The following is a 16,677-nucleotide window of genomic DNA, read 5'->3' on the forward strand; positions in this document are numbered from 1 at the left end:
CCAAAGACGGTAACGCCACTTAATCAATAAACTTTTCTACCTTCGTTAACTAATCCTCCACAACTAACCTCCTCCTAATTATGAACCTAATCAGCGATTAGTAGTTTTGAGTTTATGTCTTCAGTTTGTATTATAGTGCCTTGCTACAACGAAGCAGGCAGATTACCCGTAGATGCTTTTCTTTCTTATATCCAACAAATTCCTGATGTAAATTTCTGTTTTGTCAACGATGGAAGTACTGACAAAACTAACTTTATACTGGAGGACATGCGCAATCAATTCCCCGATCGAATTGATGTCCAGACACTTCCGTCTAATAAAGGAAAAGCAAGCGCCGTACAGTCTGGCATGTTAGTATCCGTATCTAAATCATTTGATTATATCGGTTTTTTCGACGCCGATTTAGCTACTCCGCTAAACGCCATTAAGGATTTGACGCGCACGCTCGACAACAATCCAGCACTAGACCTGGTGATGGGTTCCCGAATCAAACATCTAGGTATGGACATTCGGAGGAATCCCTTACGACATTATGTTGGTCGAATTATAGCTACTGTAATCAGCAACATTCTCAAGTTGCCGGTTTATGATACCCAATGTGGCGCCAAAGTATTTCGCTCTGGTGTCGTGGGCCACCTGTTTCGGGATCCTTTTGTTAGCCCCTGGCTCTTCGATGTGGAAATTCTGGCAAGACTTATTCAATACAGAGGTCGTCCAAACGTGCTGAGTCATGTTGTTGAACAACCCCTTAAGCAATGGATTGAGCAAAGCGACTCCCGTATCAGTTCTGATTACATTTCTAAAATTTGGTACGAACTGTATCGAATTCAACGCACTTATAGACACGTATGACTTATTTGTACCGACTACTGGCATCATCATCTCTGACAAAATTTTTATTGCTGCTGCCTATTGCCGGTTTCTTCATTTATTTTTTTACCCTGCGTTATAATATTCCGTGGTTCGACGACTACGAGAATATTCCCTATTTCCTGAATCGATTTTTACAGGCACCATCATTCAGCGAAAAGATGGCCGCCCTGTTTCGACCCAACAATGAACACCGTGTTGTCTACGCCAGACTCGTGGTTCTTGTTCAGTACTTTCTGACAGGAGGAATCAACTTTGGGAACTTAATGCTGTGGGGCAATGCGGGGCTGGTTCTAATGATTTGCCTGCTTTATTTTGCGTTATCCAAGCGGGAAAATAATTCGCAAAATGCACGGATCGGTCTGCTGGCAGCTCCCCTTCTGTTGTTTACGGCGCAAACGTACATCATGACGTTTACGGCCATATTTTCGCTCCAGTACCTGACAATCATCACCCTGGTGATGCTTACTCTTTTTGTGCTGGCAACCAACCGTCCACTTATGCTTGCCTTAGCCCTTGCCTTAGGGTTACTTAGCACCTTTAGTATGGGTAACGGCTTGCTGCTATGGCCGTCAGGCGCTGCCATGCTTCTGATTCAGCGACGATGGAGCGCTCTGGGCATATGGATTGTGGTAGGCGCTTTAGGGGGTTATCTATACTTCCTGGGCTATCCAGTACAGCAGGGTAATGCCCAGGGTTTCAGCTATATTCTTCAACATCCTTTTCAAACAATAGCTGGCTTTCTAATTTTTGCGGGTAGCCCTTTCGACCTGTTCCCTACTCTTCCCGAAAAACACCGGTACTATTTACCTTTTCTGGCAGGGTTGATTTTAGTAACCGGTCTCGGTTACTGGTTTTTCAAGATTCTATTTCGTTCCAGAAAAAATACATTGTTTTTCGAAACGTTTGTTTTTGGCTGTCTTCTGTTCCTGCTGGTCAACATTGGACTCATTGCTTTTTTCCGGATACGCTTCTACTTCGGTATGGTTATTCATATACCGTACCGAATTTATGCCCTGGCACTCTGGGCGGTTGCCAGTCTGGTACTTTTCGATCAATTATCGACCAGGTTGCGGCCCAAAATCTGGCCAGCCGTATGGTTATTGTTTGTTCTGGTTAACGTAATTAGCTATTATACATACGTACCAGAGGCTATCGAACGAAGAAAACACATGCAGGGCCAAGTCTTCAACCAGCGGGAAAGCCATATCGGTCTTGGTGGTACCCGCAACTCAAACCTAGGCGATTACATTGATTCTCTCACCATGCTAATGGCCAAAAAGGATTGGTATCACCTACCCGATCCAGCCATTACGCCCGACGAACATAAAGTAAAAGCGCCCGTCAGTACGACCACAGCAACCACAACGTTAGCTATAAGACGGCAGGGCGACTACATTATTGCGACGAGTAACGAACCAGATTATAAGGTTGGTTTGAATACCGCTACGTATCTGATTATGAAATCGGACAGTCTGGTTTATTTGCTGTTTGCAGCGCCCAAACGTCCCCTTACAATTAACCCATGGCGCATAGAACCCGGCTTTTCGACCCCTATGCCTATTTATATCATGCAGACTGGTCGTTATCGATTAGGGCTACTCCGAACGTACCCCGATCATACTGATATTCAGTTTGGTAATCAATGGGTTGATGTGCCATGATGAGATTCATTAGCAAACGCGATGTGCTATACGCTAAGTCGTCCGGTCGTTTTTTAGGATAATACCCTATTTTTGCCGCTCAAACCTCCCATTACGTTGGCTAATACACCCCATTCACTACCTGATCGGATAAACGTTGTCATTCCACTTTTTAATGATTGGCTGGCTGTTGGCCTGCTGTTAGAGCGAATTCAATCTGTGGTTGACGAACCTATACGTAGTCGTCTTGCTTTTTTGATTGTCGACGATTGCTCCGCTATCAATTACGAAACGTTGCCGACGGGCATTGGTCAATCGCTGTCCATTCTTAGGCTTTACCGCAATGTTGGTCATCAGAAAGCGATTGCGCTCGGTCTGGCTTATCTAGCCGATCAGCCCGATCAGCATCCGACTATAGTTATGGATTCGGATGGCGAAGATCGGCCGGAAGATATCGGCAAGCTCGTACAACGTAGCGTCGAGCAACCGGGTCATGTCGTATTTGCTCATCGCTCTAAACGCCACGAAAGCCTGGTATTCCGTTCGTTTTATATAGTTTACAAATCCGTCTTTCGGCTACTTACCGGCAAAGTCATTACGTTCGGGAATTTCAGTCTGGTCCCAGCTACCCAGCTGCGAAAACTGGCGCATGTTTCTGAAATCTGGAATAATTATCCGGGAGGTGTTATTCGTTCCCGTTTGCCTTATACAGCCATTCCACTGGAACGAGGTCGTCGGCTGGCTGGCGAATCAAAAATGAACTTTGTTTCATTGGTTCTACATGGTCTGAGTGCCGTATCGGTGCTGATTGATACGACCGCTGTTCGGCTCGCGTTATTTTGCGTGTTGATGGTCGTTGTGTCGATTTTTGGTATTGGTATACTGATGTATTTGAAGTTCTTTACCAACACATCCATTCCTGGCTGGACCAGTTATTTAACAACGTCGTTCCTGATCGTCATTTTACAGGCGTTTCTTATTTCATTACTGCTGGTATTTATTGTGCTTTCTTACAGAATTCAGCCACAGTTTGTACCCGCCCGTCAGTTCAAGGATTTTATTGAACGCCTTGAAAAAGTATATTAAGCAGTGAGCTGATGCAGAGCTATTTTCGCCTTTGTATCAATTTACTGAACACAACAACTAAAAATCACAAACCATAAACTTCATTGGTTTATGCTTATTGTTTATATCAAAACAGCCGTTTCTGTTGCCCTGGGTCTCACCCTGCTGGGACTGTTATGGCAACGGTTAAGGGTAACAAAGCTGCTGCAGCAAACAGGAACCTGGGTTCTTGATGGCTGTTGGATCGTGCTACGTTTGCTTCCATTTATAGTAACGTATATTATTTTGGGCTATCAGCCGCAATCCGATGTCGCTACGTTCTATTACCCGATTGGGATGTCGGCGCTGGAAGGGGGCATTCCCTATCGTGATGTCTACAGCTGCTATTCTCCCCTGTTTGGTTACTGGCTGGCACCGTTTCTGAGTTTATGGAGCGATATGCGCATGGTTGTTTTGGCCATGATGATTGTTGAATGGCTAGCCGTCCGGTTAACGTTCCGCTACTATCAGACGCAGGAAACACTGGGCGAACGGCTATTTAGGGGAGTGTTCTATTATTTCCTGCCGCTGCCTTTCGTGATGTGCGTCTTTAGTGGGCAGGAGGACGTTATTTTATGGTTATTTGCGCTACTGGCTCTTCCACTTATGCCGTCCAGACCGTTTGCAGCGGGTTTAGTACTGGGCCTGGGTATGCTGGCGACCAAAGCCGTTTTTGTGCTTTTACTGATTCCTGTCTGGTTACTAACCTTGTCCAATAGACAGGCCGCCATTCGATTTACAGCGGGGTTGGCAATTATCGGACTGCCAGTTGCACTCTTTATTTTCTGGAAAGCGGGGCCACTCTTTATTGAGCAGCAGTCGCACGAAGGAGATTGGCTAAAGGCTCCCAACTGGCGCTCCTTGTTGAACCCCATCTTGAGTGATGGGCTACGAGCCGCTTCCGGCATCTGGAAATGGGGAGGTCTTATTGTTACGTTATTTGTTATGCTGGCTGGTGTATGGCGCATCCGGGTCAAGCATGCGAACTGGCAGTATAAAGATTACATTCCCTTTATCTATATACTCACCTACAGCATCATGAGTGTCGTTCAGCAAAATGCGATTAGCAACTATGCTTATCTGTTTATGCTACCGCTGATCTTCACGCTGACTGATTTCCGGCGCGTCTGGTACAGCGTTGGCCTGGTAGGCTTCAACATTCTGGCAGCCATTCACCCTTCATTGTGGTGGCGTCTTGGCCAGCCTTATTACGATCGGTTGTCGGCGTTTGGCGATCCAAAAGCTGCGCTGGAGTATCTGATCGAAATTTTAATTGTAATCGGTTTTATCTACTACGCCATTCAGGCCATGAACGCGCTCCGCAAATCCAAACGGATTTCGATGGCTAAGCCCTATGCTGTTTAACTCTCTACAGTTTTTACTATTCTTCATTGTTGTCACCCTTGCCTACTTCGGGTTGAAATGGCGGGGGCGCTGGATACTGTTGTTGCTAGCCAGTTGCTACTTCTACATGGTATTCAAGCCTGCCTACATTCTCATCCTGCTGTTAACAATCGTCATTGATTACGTAGCAGGTATCTGGATTGAGAAATCGAGCGGCTCCACTCGACGATGGCTGCTGATTATATCCTTAGTAACGAATGTAGGTATACTGGCCTTTTTCAAATATCTGGGCTTCTTTACAGAGAACCTTTCCTGGTTTTTTGAGGCTATCAATATGCCGAGTGTGGCCGATCAGGTTTTCAATATCGGGAATCGACTGTTCATTAAAGTACTTCATTTTTTCGGCGAATACGGCGTTACGTCTTTTCGGGAAAATATGAGCATACTGCCCGTTGGCCTTTCATTCCACACGTTTCAGGCCATGAGTTATACCATTGAGGTATACCGTGGCAATCAGAAAGCCGAGCGTCATTTCGGTATTTATGCCCTGTATGTCATGTTCTATCCGCAGCTCGTTGCGGGTCCTATCGAGCGCCCTCAGAACGTATTGTGGCAGTTTCACAAGCGATTTCCTTATGATGCCGAGAATGTAAAGGCAGGTCTGATGCAGATGGCGTTCGGTTTTTTCAAAAAAGTTGTCATTGCCGACCGGCTGGCTATGCTGGTTGATTTTGCCTACGATAACCCATCTTCGCACAATGGCCTGACACTTTTGGCCGGAACTTTTTTCTATACGATTCAGATTTATTGCGACTTTTCGGGCTATTCAGATATTGCCATTGGTTCAGCCCGTGTCATGGGTTTTACGCTCATGGAAAACTTCCGGACGCCCTACATTGCGCAGTCTATTTCTGAGTTCTGGCGACGCTGGCATATCTCGCTGTCCACCTGGTTCCGGGATTATCTCTACATTCCACTGGGCGGTAACCGTAAGGGCGAGTTCCGGCAGTACGTCAACATGCTGATCGTTTTTCTGGCAAGTGGTCTGTGGCACGGGCCAAACTGGACGTATGTAATCTGGGGAGGATTAAATGGGTTTTATCAGGTTCTGGCCGTTCTGCGCGATAAATTACTGGCCCGACTTGGGTTTTCGTCTACTCCTCCGCGTATGGTAACCTCGCCCGCCAGCGAACAACAGGCCAATCGCTCGCCTATTCGGGTGGTCGTTAACGTACTGATCACGTTTGTGCTCATTATGCTGACCTGGGTTTTCTTCCGGGCCAGAAGTGTACACGACGCCTTTGTGATACTCCAGCGTATTGCTACGTTGTCGCCCAGCGACACGATTGATAGTCCAATGAACACAACCGAAATGTGGTTTAGCCTCTTTCTGATCGTGTTCCTGCTGGTGAAAGAGTACTTCTATTTGTACATACCGACCCGTAACACCAAGGTATTCGCTGTCTTGTTTGTACTCATTACGTTCGTTACGTATCTGTTTGGCGTCTTCTCGTCAAACCAGTTTATTTATTTTCAGTTCTGATAACCTACGTAGCATTACAACCCAAAGCCCTGAAATAGACTCTTCTGCTCATAACCGAATGGATTATGCGCAGTTTACTATCCTTATTAACGTTTATTTTAACGACTGGCTGCCAGTTCATTAAACCAAAAGAAGAACCAGCCGTTCTCTATCACCCAGAAATTAGTACTATGTGCTCTTGCTGTGGTGGTTGGGTAGTCCGGGTTGGTTCAACCAACTACCGAACTCATTCAGACATACCCGATACGTATTCCAAAGTGGATAGTACAAATGTGCTAATACGTTACCAGAAAGATGATAGCCCTTGCGGAAAAGCCATGTCTGATCTAATAACCTTGCGTTCACTTCGCAAGCGATAAACCGATCAGGGCATTGGCCATTTCAATACATATATTTCTGCTAGTACACTATAAAAGCCGCTCACCAGAGGCAAGCGGCTTTCTGCATTAACTATGTTTTGTTTTTTATACCAGGCCTTTCTTCATCGCTTTGACGGCATAATCTACAGCCCGCGCGCTGAATGCCATGTAAGTTAGCGATGGGTTCTGCGTTGATGTCGATGTCATACTGGCACCATCAGTTACGAAGACATTCTTCACGGCGTGCATCTGGTTCCATTTGTTCAGCATCGATGTCTTCGGGTCTTTACCCATCCGAACGCCACCCATTTCGTGAATATCCAGACCCGGATTCCGGTGATCATCGCGAAGACGAATGTTCTTGAATCCGGCGGCCGTAAACATCTCGGTCATTTGCTCCTGGTAATCCTTCACCATCTTATCGTCATTATCATCATAATCGATCGAAATTTTTAGTTGCGGAATACCGAACGGATCTTTCAGACTCTTGTCGAGTGCTACGTAGTTACTTTCTTTAGGAATGGTTTCGCCCATCATGTGCGATCCTACACTCCAGCCGCCTAGTTCAGGATTGAGCAGACTATGCTTCAAATCAGCCCCAAGCCCACTTTGATTAGACCGCGAAATACGATTGGCGGAGAATCCCGCTGCGTACCCTCTCAGAAAATCCGTTTCCTGTTTATATACATTCCGAAAGCGGGGAATATACGGGCCATTGGGTCGGCGGCCATCCGTTGTTGACTCCAGATTTCCGTCGTATTCGGCCGAAATACCAGCCCGATAATTATGAAAGGCTACGTATTTACCCAGAACACCACTGTCGTTTCCTAATCCGTTCGGAAAACGATTCGACGTTGAGTTCAGCAAAATCAGGTTAGAGTTCAGTGCGGCTGCATTCAGGAAGATGACACGAGCATAAAACTCCTGCATCTGCTTTGTGTTCGCATCAATGATCCGAACCCCGGTCGCCCGGCCTTTCTGTTCGTCATAGATGATCGAATGCACCACCGAATTCGGACGTAACGTCATTTTGCCGGTTTTAGCCGCCCACGGAATGGTTGATGAATTACTGCTGAAATAACCCCCAAATGGACATCCGCGCTCGCAAATCGTACGATGCTGGCACTGCGCTCGTCCCTGCTGCAAATGAATCGGCTGCGGCTTCGTAATATGGGCCGCCCGACCCATAATGACGTGTCGATCTTTATACCGACCGGCAATTGATTTTTGAAAATGTTTTTCAACGCAGTTCCATTCGTGGGGCGGCAGAAACTCGCCGTCGGGCAGTGTATCCAGACCGTCCTTGTTTCCGGTAATTCCCGCAAAGCGTTCCACGTAGCTATACCAGGGAGCCAGATCAGCGTAACGGATTGGCCAGTCAACGGCAAACCCATCGCGGGCGGGCCCCTGAAAGTCAAAGTCGCTCCAGCGCTGTGTCTGACGAGCCCACATCAATGATTTTCCACCAACCTGATAACCCCGAATCCAGTCGAATGGCTTCTCCTGTATGTAAGGATGCTCGGCATCTTTTACGAAAAACTGCTGCGTACCTTCATAGAAGGCGTAACATTTACTGATAATAGGATTGGCATCCTTTACTTCTTTGGTGAGCTGTCCCCGGTGTTCAAACTCCCAGGGCTGCATCATAGTTGTTGGGTAATCGGTTACGTGCCGAACATCCCGACCACGTTCCAAAACGAGCGTCCGGAGTCCTTTACCCGTTAATTCTTTCGCGGCCCATCCCCCACTGATTCCCGATCCAATTACAATCGCATCGTAGGTATTCTGTGCTTTGGCGTCAATAGTCAAATTTGCCATAATTATGGTTCACTGTTCTTGGTTTAAGTCCCAACGTCTTCTTCAACAGACGTATCAAATTGCAGGAGCTATCAACCAAGAACGATAGGTTTTACTTCGTTTGAGAAACTGCTTTGGTTGGTACCGGCACACAACCATAATAATGACCCGGAATCATCTGGTAATGCGTCAGGTTGGTCATTACGTATTCCGAATTCATGTAGCCCCGAACAGTCAGCCCTTTTACCAGTGAGTAGAATTCCTTCTGGGCCGCGTCGTCGGATTTCGACAACTGCGTAAGCAAGGCCATACGTTGGGCTGAATCGGCCTGGGCAAAGGGTTTACCAAAGCTTTTCTGAGCCTGTTCTTCCACCAGTGTCAATCCATTTCGGACGTTATTCTGCGTGGCGCTATCGTAGCAATCGGCCACAACCTTCTGAATAAATTGATGCACATTCAGGGCTTTTGCACCAGGCGTATCAGTAGCAGGAATAATGGTCTCGGCTATGTCTCCGAGCAAATCGCCCTGGCCGGACGAGAGAAAGTTAGGGGTATGCTTAACCGTTTCAGCGGTCCAGTTAGTAGCCCAGGCTGGCAGGTTTATAAGAGCACCAGCGGCCACTGCCATTGATTTAAGCGCACTACGTCGTTCCACAGCAGGATATGATCAGTTTACTATACCAAAGATACTAAACCAATAAAACTAATCAGGCATATTCCATCCCGAAACCTCTTCTGAACAACAGAATTAGTGTTTTCCCTAAGATAGCATCCGTCCTTTTCAGGGCTCGACTCTATTACACTTCCTTTATAAATAGAAAATTCCCCACTCTCCTTGTTTGAGAAGTGGGGAGTCATTTTGCTTGCGACAGCTAATTACGTCGGGTGTATGCAACGCCCATATTATTGGAGCGATAAGCCGATTCTGTGCCGAGAAAGTCCAGCGTCACGGACGGCTGATAAGTAAATTCGTCACCCCACGCATCGCATACGAGCAGTTGCTCACCGGTTGGTTTATACGTAGCCGTGATGGCATATCGGCCCATCGGTACGTCTTTCAGGAACGTATCGTAGCGTTTTTTCGACCGAAGTTTCAGCACCTTACCCGTCGACCCATCGATCAGTGGCCCAACGGGCGTTAAGGTGAATTCAATATTTTCGTTATCGTTAAAATCAGTAACGTTCGGGTCGCGAAACATCTCAATGGTGCCTCCGTAATACAGATCCAGACTTAAATCAGGAATGTGGCCCGTTAACTTCCACTGGAAATTCCTGACCGGTTTTTCTGTACTTGTGAATGATTCTTCGTTTTCAGGATCGAGGGCAATTTTGTACACCCGATTATTGTATTGCCTGAGAATATACCCTTTTGCCACCCATTGCCCAGCCAGATTGATCATCTGCATTTTATACGAACCATCGGCTGCGGTTTTCACTTCAGGACCATTCCCGGTTAGTACAGTGTGGTCAATATAAACGGTAGCTTTGGGTAGAGGTTGTCCCTGCGGGTCCACTACTTTACCGACCAGATAACCGTCTGTCCCTGAGGAGCCAGGCTTATCAGGATCGACAGATGGATTGTTGCAGGCCGTAATGGCCAATAAACTGCCGACCAGGCAGACCATAGTGAACGTACGTAGTGAATGGATCATGTGTCCTGTTAGTTGTTGTTTAACAGAACAAAATTGAGGTCATGAGCAGAACTATTCCACGACGATACGAGTAGAATGCGATAAACGATGGATAAGCTGAAGAAAACTTAGCACGTATTGGGTATTTTATTGTGCTTTAACACCTATTGCCCCCCAGCCACGGTTTTTCCGTCTCCCTGTAGCACTTTCGTCAACTCAGCCCCATTCCACACCAGTTTCGCTACGTTACCCTGTGTATTTAGCTCAAAACTAATCGGGTCGCGACCATTCCAGAATTGGTCGTAAACCATTTGAAACGTATCGAAATGCCAATGATCGAGTCTTCCAGTCAATAAATTGTTCAGAGCAACATGAAGCTTTCCCGCCTGTATAGTAACCTCAGCCTTGCCATACAAGGGGCTACTGTAACTACCAACATAATTGGTCAGTGCCAGTGATGGTTTGGTGTTCAGGACGCGCAGACTGTCCTGTTTTTGTTCGGCAAGCTTGGTTTTCTGCCTCAAGTCTCCATACAGTTGCCGGAGCTCTTTGCTCCAGTCGCGGGGCGAACCCAGGCCAAACTCATCGAAAGCCCGGTACATGATCGCATGGCGAATTTCTACATGATCCAGATTCCCCTGAACATAGACCGCTACTTTCTGATCCGGCAATTGCCCGTGAATGGCCACCATGCCTGTCAGACTACCCGTATGAAAATTAACACGATGCCCTCTGTAATCGTGTTGAAACCAGCCCAGACCGTATGTTTTCCAGGACGGCTTAGTGAGTCGCTGCGTCGGATAAAATTGGCTATCCGTTACGAGTGTTTGTGGTTTGAACAACTCGGCCCAGGTGGCGGGTTTGAGTAGCGCTTTCCCGGCAAATCGACCACTATCCAGCATACACTGCATCCAGGCGGCTACGTCGTCGGGGCACGTCCATACCGAACCAGCTGGCCCAACAGCATCAACCAGCCCTTCTTCCGTCCGGCTGTCAACCAATCGGATGGTGTCTTTTATGTCAATATGTGGCTTCGCCCGGTTTTCATCCGCTACGTCCTTAAACATCGCCTTTGTGCGGGTCATGTTGAGTGGTTCAAAAATACGTTTACGAATAAACACCTCCCAGGGCATTCCACTCACCTTTTCAATCACTTTTCCGGCAGCCAGATACATGATGTTCTGATAAATAAAACTTGACCGGAACGAGTAGGAAGGCTTTACCAATCGAACCCGGCGTAGAATTTCGTCGGAAGGAATCTGCATGGCTGCCCACAGATAGTCCGCATTACCGACGCCCGTGTTATGGATGAGCAAATCCCGAACCCGCACTTCGCGGGTAACCGCTGGATCGTAGAATTGAAAATCGGGCAGAATATCAATAACGGCATCATCCCACCGCAGTTTTCCTTCGTCAACGAGCATCCCCAAACAAGCCGCCGTCATCGCCTTGGTGGTCGACGCCATCGCAAAAAGTGTTTGCGTATTAACGGCATCCGGTTTACCAAGCACCCGCACTCCATATCCCTTTTTAAACACAACCCGCCCCTCTTTAACCACCGTAACGGTTAGGCCCGGCACGTTCCAGTCCTGGACGGCCTGCTGGACATACGTATCAAATTGAGTTGTTGGTGCGGTAGCCGTTTTCTTCGACTGGGCGGATAGTTTCTCACCGGCAAAAACCGTAAAAGCCAGTAATAAAAGGAAGGATACGTGTTTCATGACAGGTTGCTTTATATTGACAAGGTACGGATTTATCGTGGACAGCATTTATGGTCTGAAGCAGATTTCCGCCCAGTTACTCTGTAAATCCTGCTGGATAATGCAGCATATCGGCCATGACCTACGTACATTTGTTTTGACCCAATAATCAACGTATAACGAAACAATGATTTACCTGAATTTCAGACGGATATTCGTACAGTCGCTATGTACGGCGACCTTACTGGCACTGCTATTCGCTACGTTTAGCCATGCTCAACCAAACAGTCGTAAGACAGCCAACGCCATATCTGCCATTAAAGAGAGTGACATTAAACGGGATCTGTTTGCTTTGGCGGGCGACCATTTTCGAGGCCGTGAAGGGGGCTCACTGGATGAGTTAAAAGCGTCTGTTTGGATTGCCGATCAATTGCGGGCCATGGGCTTACAACCCGCTGGCGACGACGGCACTTTTTTCCAGTTCTTTCATATTCAGCGTACCCGCATCACTGAAACCAGCCGCCTGCAGATTGGAACGCATCAGCTAACCCACGGTCAGGATGCCTTTCTGCTGGCACCAGCCATTGCCTCGGTGGATGCTCCCCTAGTCTTTGTTGGCAAAGGAACGCCCGAAGAGCTGGCCAAGGTAGATATAAAAGGGAAAGCAGTAGCCCTGGAGTTTTCGGGCACTGCTCCGGTCGAACTGAGTTATCGTCGGTTTTTATTCGGTACGATGGCTCGCCGGGCTGCCGAACTGGTCAAAGCGGGTGCTCTGGCCGTGATCTGGATATCGAACGCCGACGCTCAGTTTTATTTTGACCGCTGGACCACCAGCCTCGAACGTGGTCGATACGATCTCCCCGGCGGACCTAATACGCGAATTTTCTCGCAAGCGCCTACAGTATGGCTCCCAGCCAGCGCCCTCGACTGGATAAAACAACCAGGTCAGCAGTTTACCAACGTAGTGAATGTAGAAAGCTTCAATTATCCGTCGGTTAATATCGTAGCGAAAGTGCCCGGTACTGATCCAAAACTCAAAGATGAATACGTACTGTTCAGTACGCATCAGGATCACGACGGAGTTCGTCGCGCAGTAGCCGGAGACTCGATCTGGAATGGAGCCGACGATAATGCCAGTGGCTGTGTGGCCACAATGGCGATCGGGCGGGCTTTTGCTAAACAACCCGGTAAACGATCGGCGCTCTTTGTTTTCCACGGAGCCGAAGAACGTGGATTGTTAGGCTCACGGTATTACGTAGAAAAGCCTACCGTGCCTAAAGGATCAATCGTTGCCGTATTGAATGCAGAAATGATTGGTCGAAATGCGCCCGATAGCGCCTGTATTTTGGGACAGCAGCCCCCCCATCGTAACTCAGCTGATCTGGTCAACGTAGCCCTGAGCGCTAACCAGTCTGAAGCGCATTTTAAACTGGATACACTGTGGGATAAACCCGAGCACCCCGAAGGCTGGTATTTCCGTTCGGATCACCTCCCCTACGCTCGGGCCAATATTCCGGCAATCGCTTTCACTACGTTGCTTCACCCAGATTATCACACGCCCAAAGACGAACCGGAACGTATTAACACCGATAAAGTTACGCGCATTGCCCGCTGGATTTATCTTACAGGGTGGGATGTAGCCAATCGACCGCAACGGGTTCGGGTTGACGAAGGGTTTAAATTAGAACGGTAGCTAAACAGTTGGGTTTATGATTGGCACTCACCTGGAGTTAATCCAACCATAAACCCAACTCTATTAAGTCCTATTTACGTTTACCGTCGGCCTCCGCCATGAAAACCTCCGCCCCCATGGAAGCCACCCCCAAAGCTCCCTCCCCGGAAACCACCTCCGCTGAAGGTACGGGCACCACCCCACGCCTGCGCATGATAGCCACCAGCGTTGGCATCCATATAACGGCCAGGAGTTGACACACGAGACGTGTTTGTCCAGCTTCCGGGACGGTTATATTGTCCGGCTCGGGTGAGCCAGTTGGCCCGGTTAGTGGGAAAACCAGCCGTTGGACCAAACGCCCGATGGGCTGCATTCATGAATCCGGCATTACCCGCCGTCCAATAACGATGTTCTCCCATGTTACGGACGTAGTAATTGTTGAAGCGGTTGTACAAGTGCGGATATCGAGGGTATCCAGCCTGAAAAAACCAGTTTGAGAAGGCCAGCGATGGCAATCCGAAGAGCACCATGTTCCCACCTAATCCGTAGTAGAAACCAGTACCATACCACCAGGCAGACGGATACCACAGTGGAGATGCGTACCAGTATGGATAACCAAACCAGAACGAATAAGGGTTCTGATAATAGTACGAGCTATTCACCCAGGCCGGATTAGGGTTTATCGTCGTATAGCCGTTAGCCTGCGCATACGCCTGACTAGCCTGCTGCAATTCCTGACGCGCCTGTGGATCGCTGTTCAGTTCTTTTTGGTAATCAGCCAATTCCTGCTGGTTCTGCACCGCCAGGCTATCGTGCAAAGCAGTCAGATCGTTGGTGACCTGATCTGGATTTTCCCGATAGGCATCTCCCAGTTGTTTGGTTTTATCCAGATGATCGGTCAGTTGACTCAACACATCTGGCATATCGAGCAACTGCCGAAACGCCTGCTGGGACGTAACGTCAAGGGACCCGATCAGATTATCGAATGTTTGCTGTGCCTGTTGGTTCAGATTGTCGACCTGAACCAGATCGTCGTGGTGGTGCCGATACAGCTTCCAGGCTGATGTCTGCAAATCGGCTGGCAGAGTTTTCGTCAAGTCTTTCACAGACGATTCAGTGGCTCCGGCTGGTAACGTAGCCAGCACATGCATTACGTCGGGATAACGGGCCAGATCGTAAAACCAGGCCTGTTTATTTTGGCCAAACGATTGAATCAGACTCGTAAACGCCTGCTGGGTCGATTCCCGTTGCTGAGCTAATTGATTCAGTACGTCCGGGTTTTCACTAACGATTAGTATTGACCGACGAACATCGTCGCGATACGGTGCAATGGCTGGTACGATGGTTTGATCCGTACGAATAACGGACTGAGAATTACTGTCGATGGACTGAGCAACGGAGGGTTGCCAGAGTGCTGTCAACAGTCCAAGAGCAAGTAGCAGCGATTTGGGGGATATTAATTGAGTGAACGCTTTCATGGCTCAGTGTATCTAAGGAGTTTATGTCTCCTCGTTGGACGATCTTGTTAGTTTTACAACGATCTAGCCCGATGCCACGAAAACCGGCGCCAGATTTAGCAGACATCGGGTTGGTTCATTGTCTATGCAAAAAACAGTTTGAGTCCTAAAAAAGTAATGAAATACAGGTTAATGTTTCGTTAAAAAGAAAAGGCCTTTTTAGCGTGAACAGCATAAGTTCACCCCTGAACTTATCCAATCAGATTACGGTGCTTTTAGGTCAAATAGTCTAACTTCGACCCTGGTTTTCAAAGGCAGTAACTTTGCCCGAATCACTCATTCAACAACACATATGCCACTTTCTCTTTCTAAACAGCTCACTCTGTTTCTCTCCGTTTTCGTTACGCTGTCAGCCTGCCATCGGCCAGCAGCGACCTCAACCACCTACTTCCCACCCAAAGGAGACAATTGGGCTCATATAGCGCCGGAAAAAGTAGGTATGGATGCTACGTTGCTCCAGGAAGCGGTAGCTTTCGCCAAAACCCAGGAAACGACGCAGATGACTCCCAATTTTTCAACGCAGGAAGAGATCTTTGGCAAACTGCTGGGGCCAATGCCAACCAGCCGGGCAGCCACTAACGGCATTGTACTACGGAATGGCTACATCGTAGCCGAATGGGGCGACACTAAACGCCCAGATCCTACCTACAGTGTTGCCAAAAGTGTGCTCTCGACCGTTACGGGCATTACGTTGGAGCGCGGCATGATTCCCGACATTCATGGGCCGGTACGTAACCTCATCCACGATGGCGGCTACGAATCAGACCAGAATAAGCCAATTACGTGGGAACAGCATTTGCAGCAAACAACCGAATGGGAAGGCTCACTCTGGGGTAAAAACAGCAACTTTATCGGCAAAGAAGCCTTTGGAAAAGGAGAACGTAAGCCTAGAGCCCTGCAAAAACCGGGTTCGTACTATGAATATAACGATGTACGTATCAACAGACTGGCATTGTCCTTGCTCCGGTTATGGAAGAAACCACTCCCCGACGTAGTGCGGGATGAAATTATGAACCCGATTGGTGCATCGAACACCTGGCAATACATTCCTTATCCAAACGCAGTAGCGGATGTCGATGGAAAACAAATGCCATCCGTTAGTGGTGGAACACGCTGGGGGGGCGGCCTCTGGATCAATACACGGGATGAAGCGCGTTTTGGTTATCTGTTCCTACGTCAGGGTCGTTGGGAGAACCGACAACTTGTTTCGCCAAACTGGGTTAAACAGGCCACAGCTCCCAGCCCTTTCGGCCCAGACTACGGCTACCTGTGGTGGTTGAATACGGGAACCAGCCAGACTGGCAAAAAAGCCTGGCCAGATGCACCATCAACTAGCTTTGCAGCCATTGGAGCCGGATCAAACACCATCTGGATCGACCCCGAACACGACATCGTGATTGTATGGCGCTGGCATAATGGAAGTCCTAACGAACTGATTAAACGCGTGCTGGCAGCAGTCAAAAAATAATGAGACGAAATCTTTTCCATGTGGCCAAA

At 48.0% G+C, this 16,677-nt stretch carries 12 protein-coding genes; 7 read left to right on the forward strand and 5 right to left on the reverse strand.

All coding sequences use genetic code 11. From position 1 onward, the window contains the following. The first annotated feature begins 114 nt into the window (after positions 1–114). The 5 genes from GK108_RS11710 to GK108_RS11730 all read left to right on the forward strand — a co-directional run bounded on the left by GK108_RS11710 (position 115) and on the right by GK108_RS11730 (position 6,504). A complete protein-coding gene (locus tag GK108_RS11710) occupies positions 115–852 on the forward strand; it encodes a glycosyltransferase (RefSeq protein WP_163947779.1) in 738 nt (245 codons plus the stop codon). After that, entirely contained in the window at positions 849–2,534 is a 1,686-nt protein-coding gene (locus GK108_RS11715; RefSeq protein WP_163947784.1) for a hypothetical protein, read from the forward strand. Before GK108_RS11710 ends, GK108_RS11715 begins: the two co-directional genes overlap by 4 nt. 72 nt (positions 2,535–2,606) lie before the next feature. After that, the gene (locus GK108_RS11720; RefSeq protein ID WP_246224844.1) at positions 2,607–3,599 is read left to right on the forward strand and encodes a glycosyltransferase; all 993 of its coding nucleotides are present in this window, start codon (positions 2,607–2,609) and stop codon (positions 3,597–3,599) included. A gap of 90 nt (positions 3,600–3,689) precedes the next feature. Further along, a complete protein-coding gene (locus GK108_RS11725; RefSeq protein WP_163947787.1) occupies positions 3,690–4,982 on the forward strand; it encodes a DUF2029 domain-containing protein in 1,293 nt (430 codons plus the stop codon). After that, on the forward strand, positions 4,972–6,504 hold the full coding sequence (locus tag GK108_RS11730) for an MBOAT family O-acyltransferase (RefSeq protein WP_163947790.1): 1,533 nt from the start codon (positions 4,972–4,974) through the stop codon (positions 6,502–6,504). Before GK108_RS11725 ends, GK108_RS11730 begins: the two co-directional genes overlap by 11 nt. 464 nt (positions 6,505–6,968) lie before the next feature. Here the strand turns inward: GK108_RS11730 and GK108_RS11735 are convergent, their stop codons facing one another. The 4 genes from GK108_RS11735 to GK108_RS11750 form a co-directional block, all read right to left on the reverse strand. Continuing rightward, a complete protein-coding gene (locus tag GK108_RS11735) occupies positions 6,969–8,681 on the reverse strand; it encodes a GMC oxidoreductase (RefSeq protein WP_163947793.1) in 1,713 nt (570 codons plus the stop codon). 91 nt (positions 8,682–8,772) lie between these two features. Then, a complete protein-coding gene (locus GK108_RS11740; protein WP_163948595.1) occupies positions 8,773–9,288 on the reverse strand; it encodes a gluconate 2-dehydrogenase subunit 3 family protein in 516 nt (171 codons plus the stop codon). Positions 9,289–9,532: 244 nt separating this feature from the next. Beyond that, positions 9,533–10,312 (reverse strand): carboxypeptidase-like regulatory domain-containing protein, encoded by a 780-nt coding sequence (locus GK108_RS11745; RefSeq protein WP_163947796.1) that lies wholly within the window; start codon positions 10,310–10,312, stop codon positions 9,533–9,535. Positions 10,313–10,455: 143 nt separating this feature from the next. Then, positions 10,456–12,012, reverse strand: a complete 1,557-nt coding sequence (locus GK108_RS11750) for a serine hydrolase (protein WP_163947800.1) — start codon at positions 12,010–12,012, stop codon at positions 10,456–10,458. A 166-nt stretch (positions 12,013–12,178) separates the two neighbouring features. On the opposite strand from GK108_RS11750, the gene GK108_RS11755 reads away from it, so the two are divergent. After that, positions 12,179–13,684: a M28 family peptidase gene (locus GK108_RS11755; protein ID WP_163947803.1), complete on the forward strand. Its 1,506-nt coding sequence runs from the start codon at positions 12,179–12,181 to the stop codon at positions 13,682–13,684. An 80-nt stretch (positions 13,685–13,764) separates the two neighbouring features. Here the strand turns inward: GK108_RS11755 and GK108_RS11760 are convergent, their stop codons facing one another. Next, positions 13,765–15,141, reverse strand: coding sequence for a DUF3300 domain-containing protein (locus GK108_RS11760; RefSeq protein WP_163947806.1), 1,377 nt, complete (start codon positions 15,139–15,141; stop codon positions 13,765–13,767). Between the two features lie 331 nt (positions 15,142–15,472). Between GK108_RS11760 and GK108_RS11765 the strand changes: the two genes are divergently transcribed. Next, the gene (locus GK108_RS11765; protein WP_163947811.1) at positions 15,473–16,648 is read left to right on the forward strand and encodes a serine hydrolase domain-containing protein; all 1,176 of its coding nucleotides are present in this window, start codon (positions 15,473–15,475) and stop codon (positions 16,646–16,648) included. The last annotated feature ends 29 nt before the right edge of the window (positions 16,649–16,677 follow it).

Origin of the sequence: Spirosoma terrae, from assembly GCF_010435915.1 — a bacterium.
Lineage (GTDB): Bacteria > Bacteroidota > Bacteroidia > Cytophagales > Spirosomataceae > Spirosoma > Spirosoma terrae.

Bases quoted from the DNA above. Each gene is read 5' to 3' on its own strand.
- GK108_RS11745 (WP_163947796.1), bottom strand. From the start codon at position 10,312: ATGATCCATTCACTACGTACGTTCACTATGGTCTGCCTGGTCGGCAGT.
- GK108_RS11765 (WP_163947811.1), top strand. From the start codon at position 15,473: ATGCCACTTTCTCTTTCTAAACAGCTCACTCTGTTTCTCTCCGTTTTC.
- GK108_RS11750 (WP_163947800.1), bottom strand. From the start codon at position 12,012: ATGAAACACGTATCCTTCCTTTTATTACTGGCTTTTACGGTTTTTGCC.
- GK108_RS11735 (WP_163947793.1), bottom strand. From the start codon at position 8,681: ATGGCAAATTTGACTATTGACGCCAAAGCACAGAATACCTACGATGCG.
- GK108_RS11760 (WP_163947806.1), bottom strand. From the start codon at position 15,141: ATGAAAGCGTTCACTCAATTAATATCCCCCAAATCGCTGCTACTTGCT.
- GK108_RS11755 (WP_163947803.1), top strand. From the start codon at position 12,179: ATGATTTACCTGAATTTCAGACGGATATTCGTACAGTCGCTATGTACG.
- GK108_RS11740 (WP_163948595.1), bottom strand. From the start codon at position 9,288: ATGGCAGTGGCCGCTGGTGCTCTTATAAACCTGCCAGCCTGGGCTACT.
- GK108_RS11725 (WP_163947787.1), top strand. From the start codon at position 3,690: ATGCTTATTGTTTATATCAAAACAGCCGTTTCTGTTGCCCTGGGTCTC.
- GK108_RS11715 (WP_163947784.1), top strand. From the start codon at position 849: ATGACTTATTTGTACCGACTACTGGCATCATCATCTCTGACAAAATTT.
- GK108_RS11710 (WP_163947779.1), top strand. From the start codon at position 115: ATGTCTTCAGTTTGTATTATAGTGCCTTGCTACAACGAAGCAGGCAGA.
- GK108_RS11730 (WP_163947790.1), top strand. From the start codon at position 4,972: ATGCTGTTTAACTCTCTACAGTTTTTACTATTCTTCATTGTTGTCACC.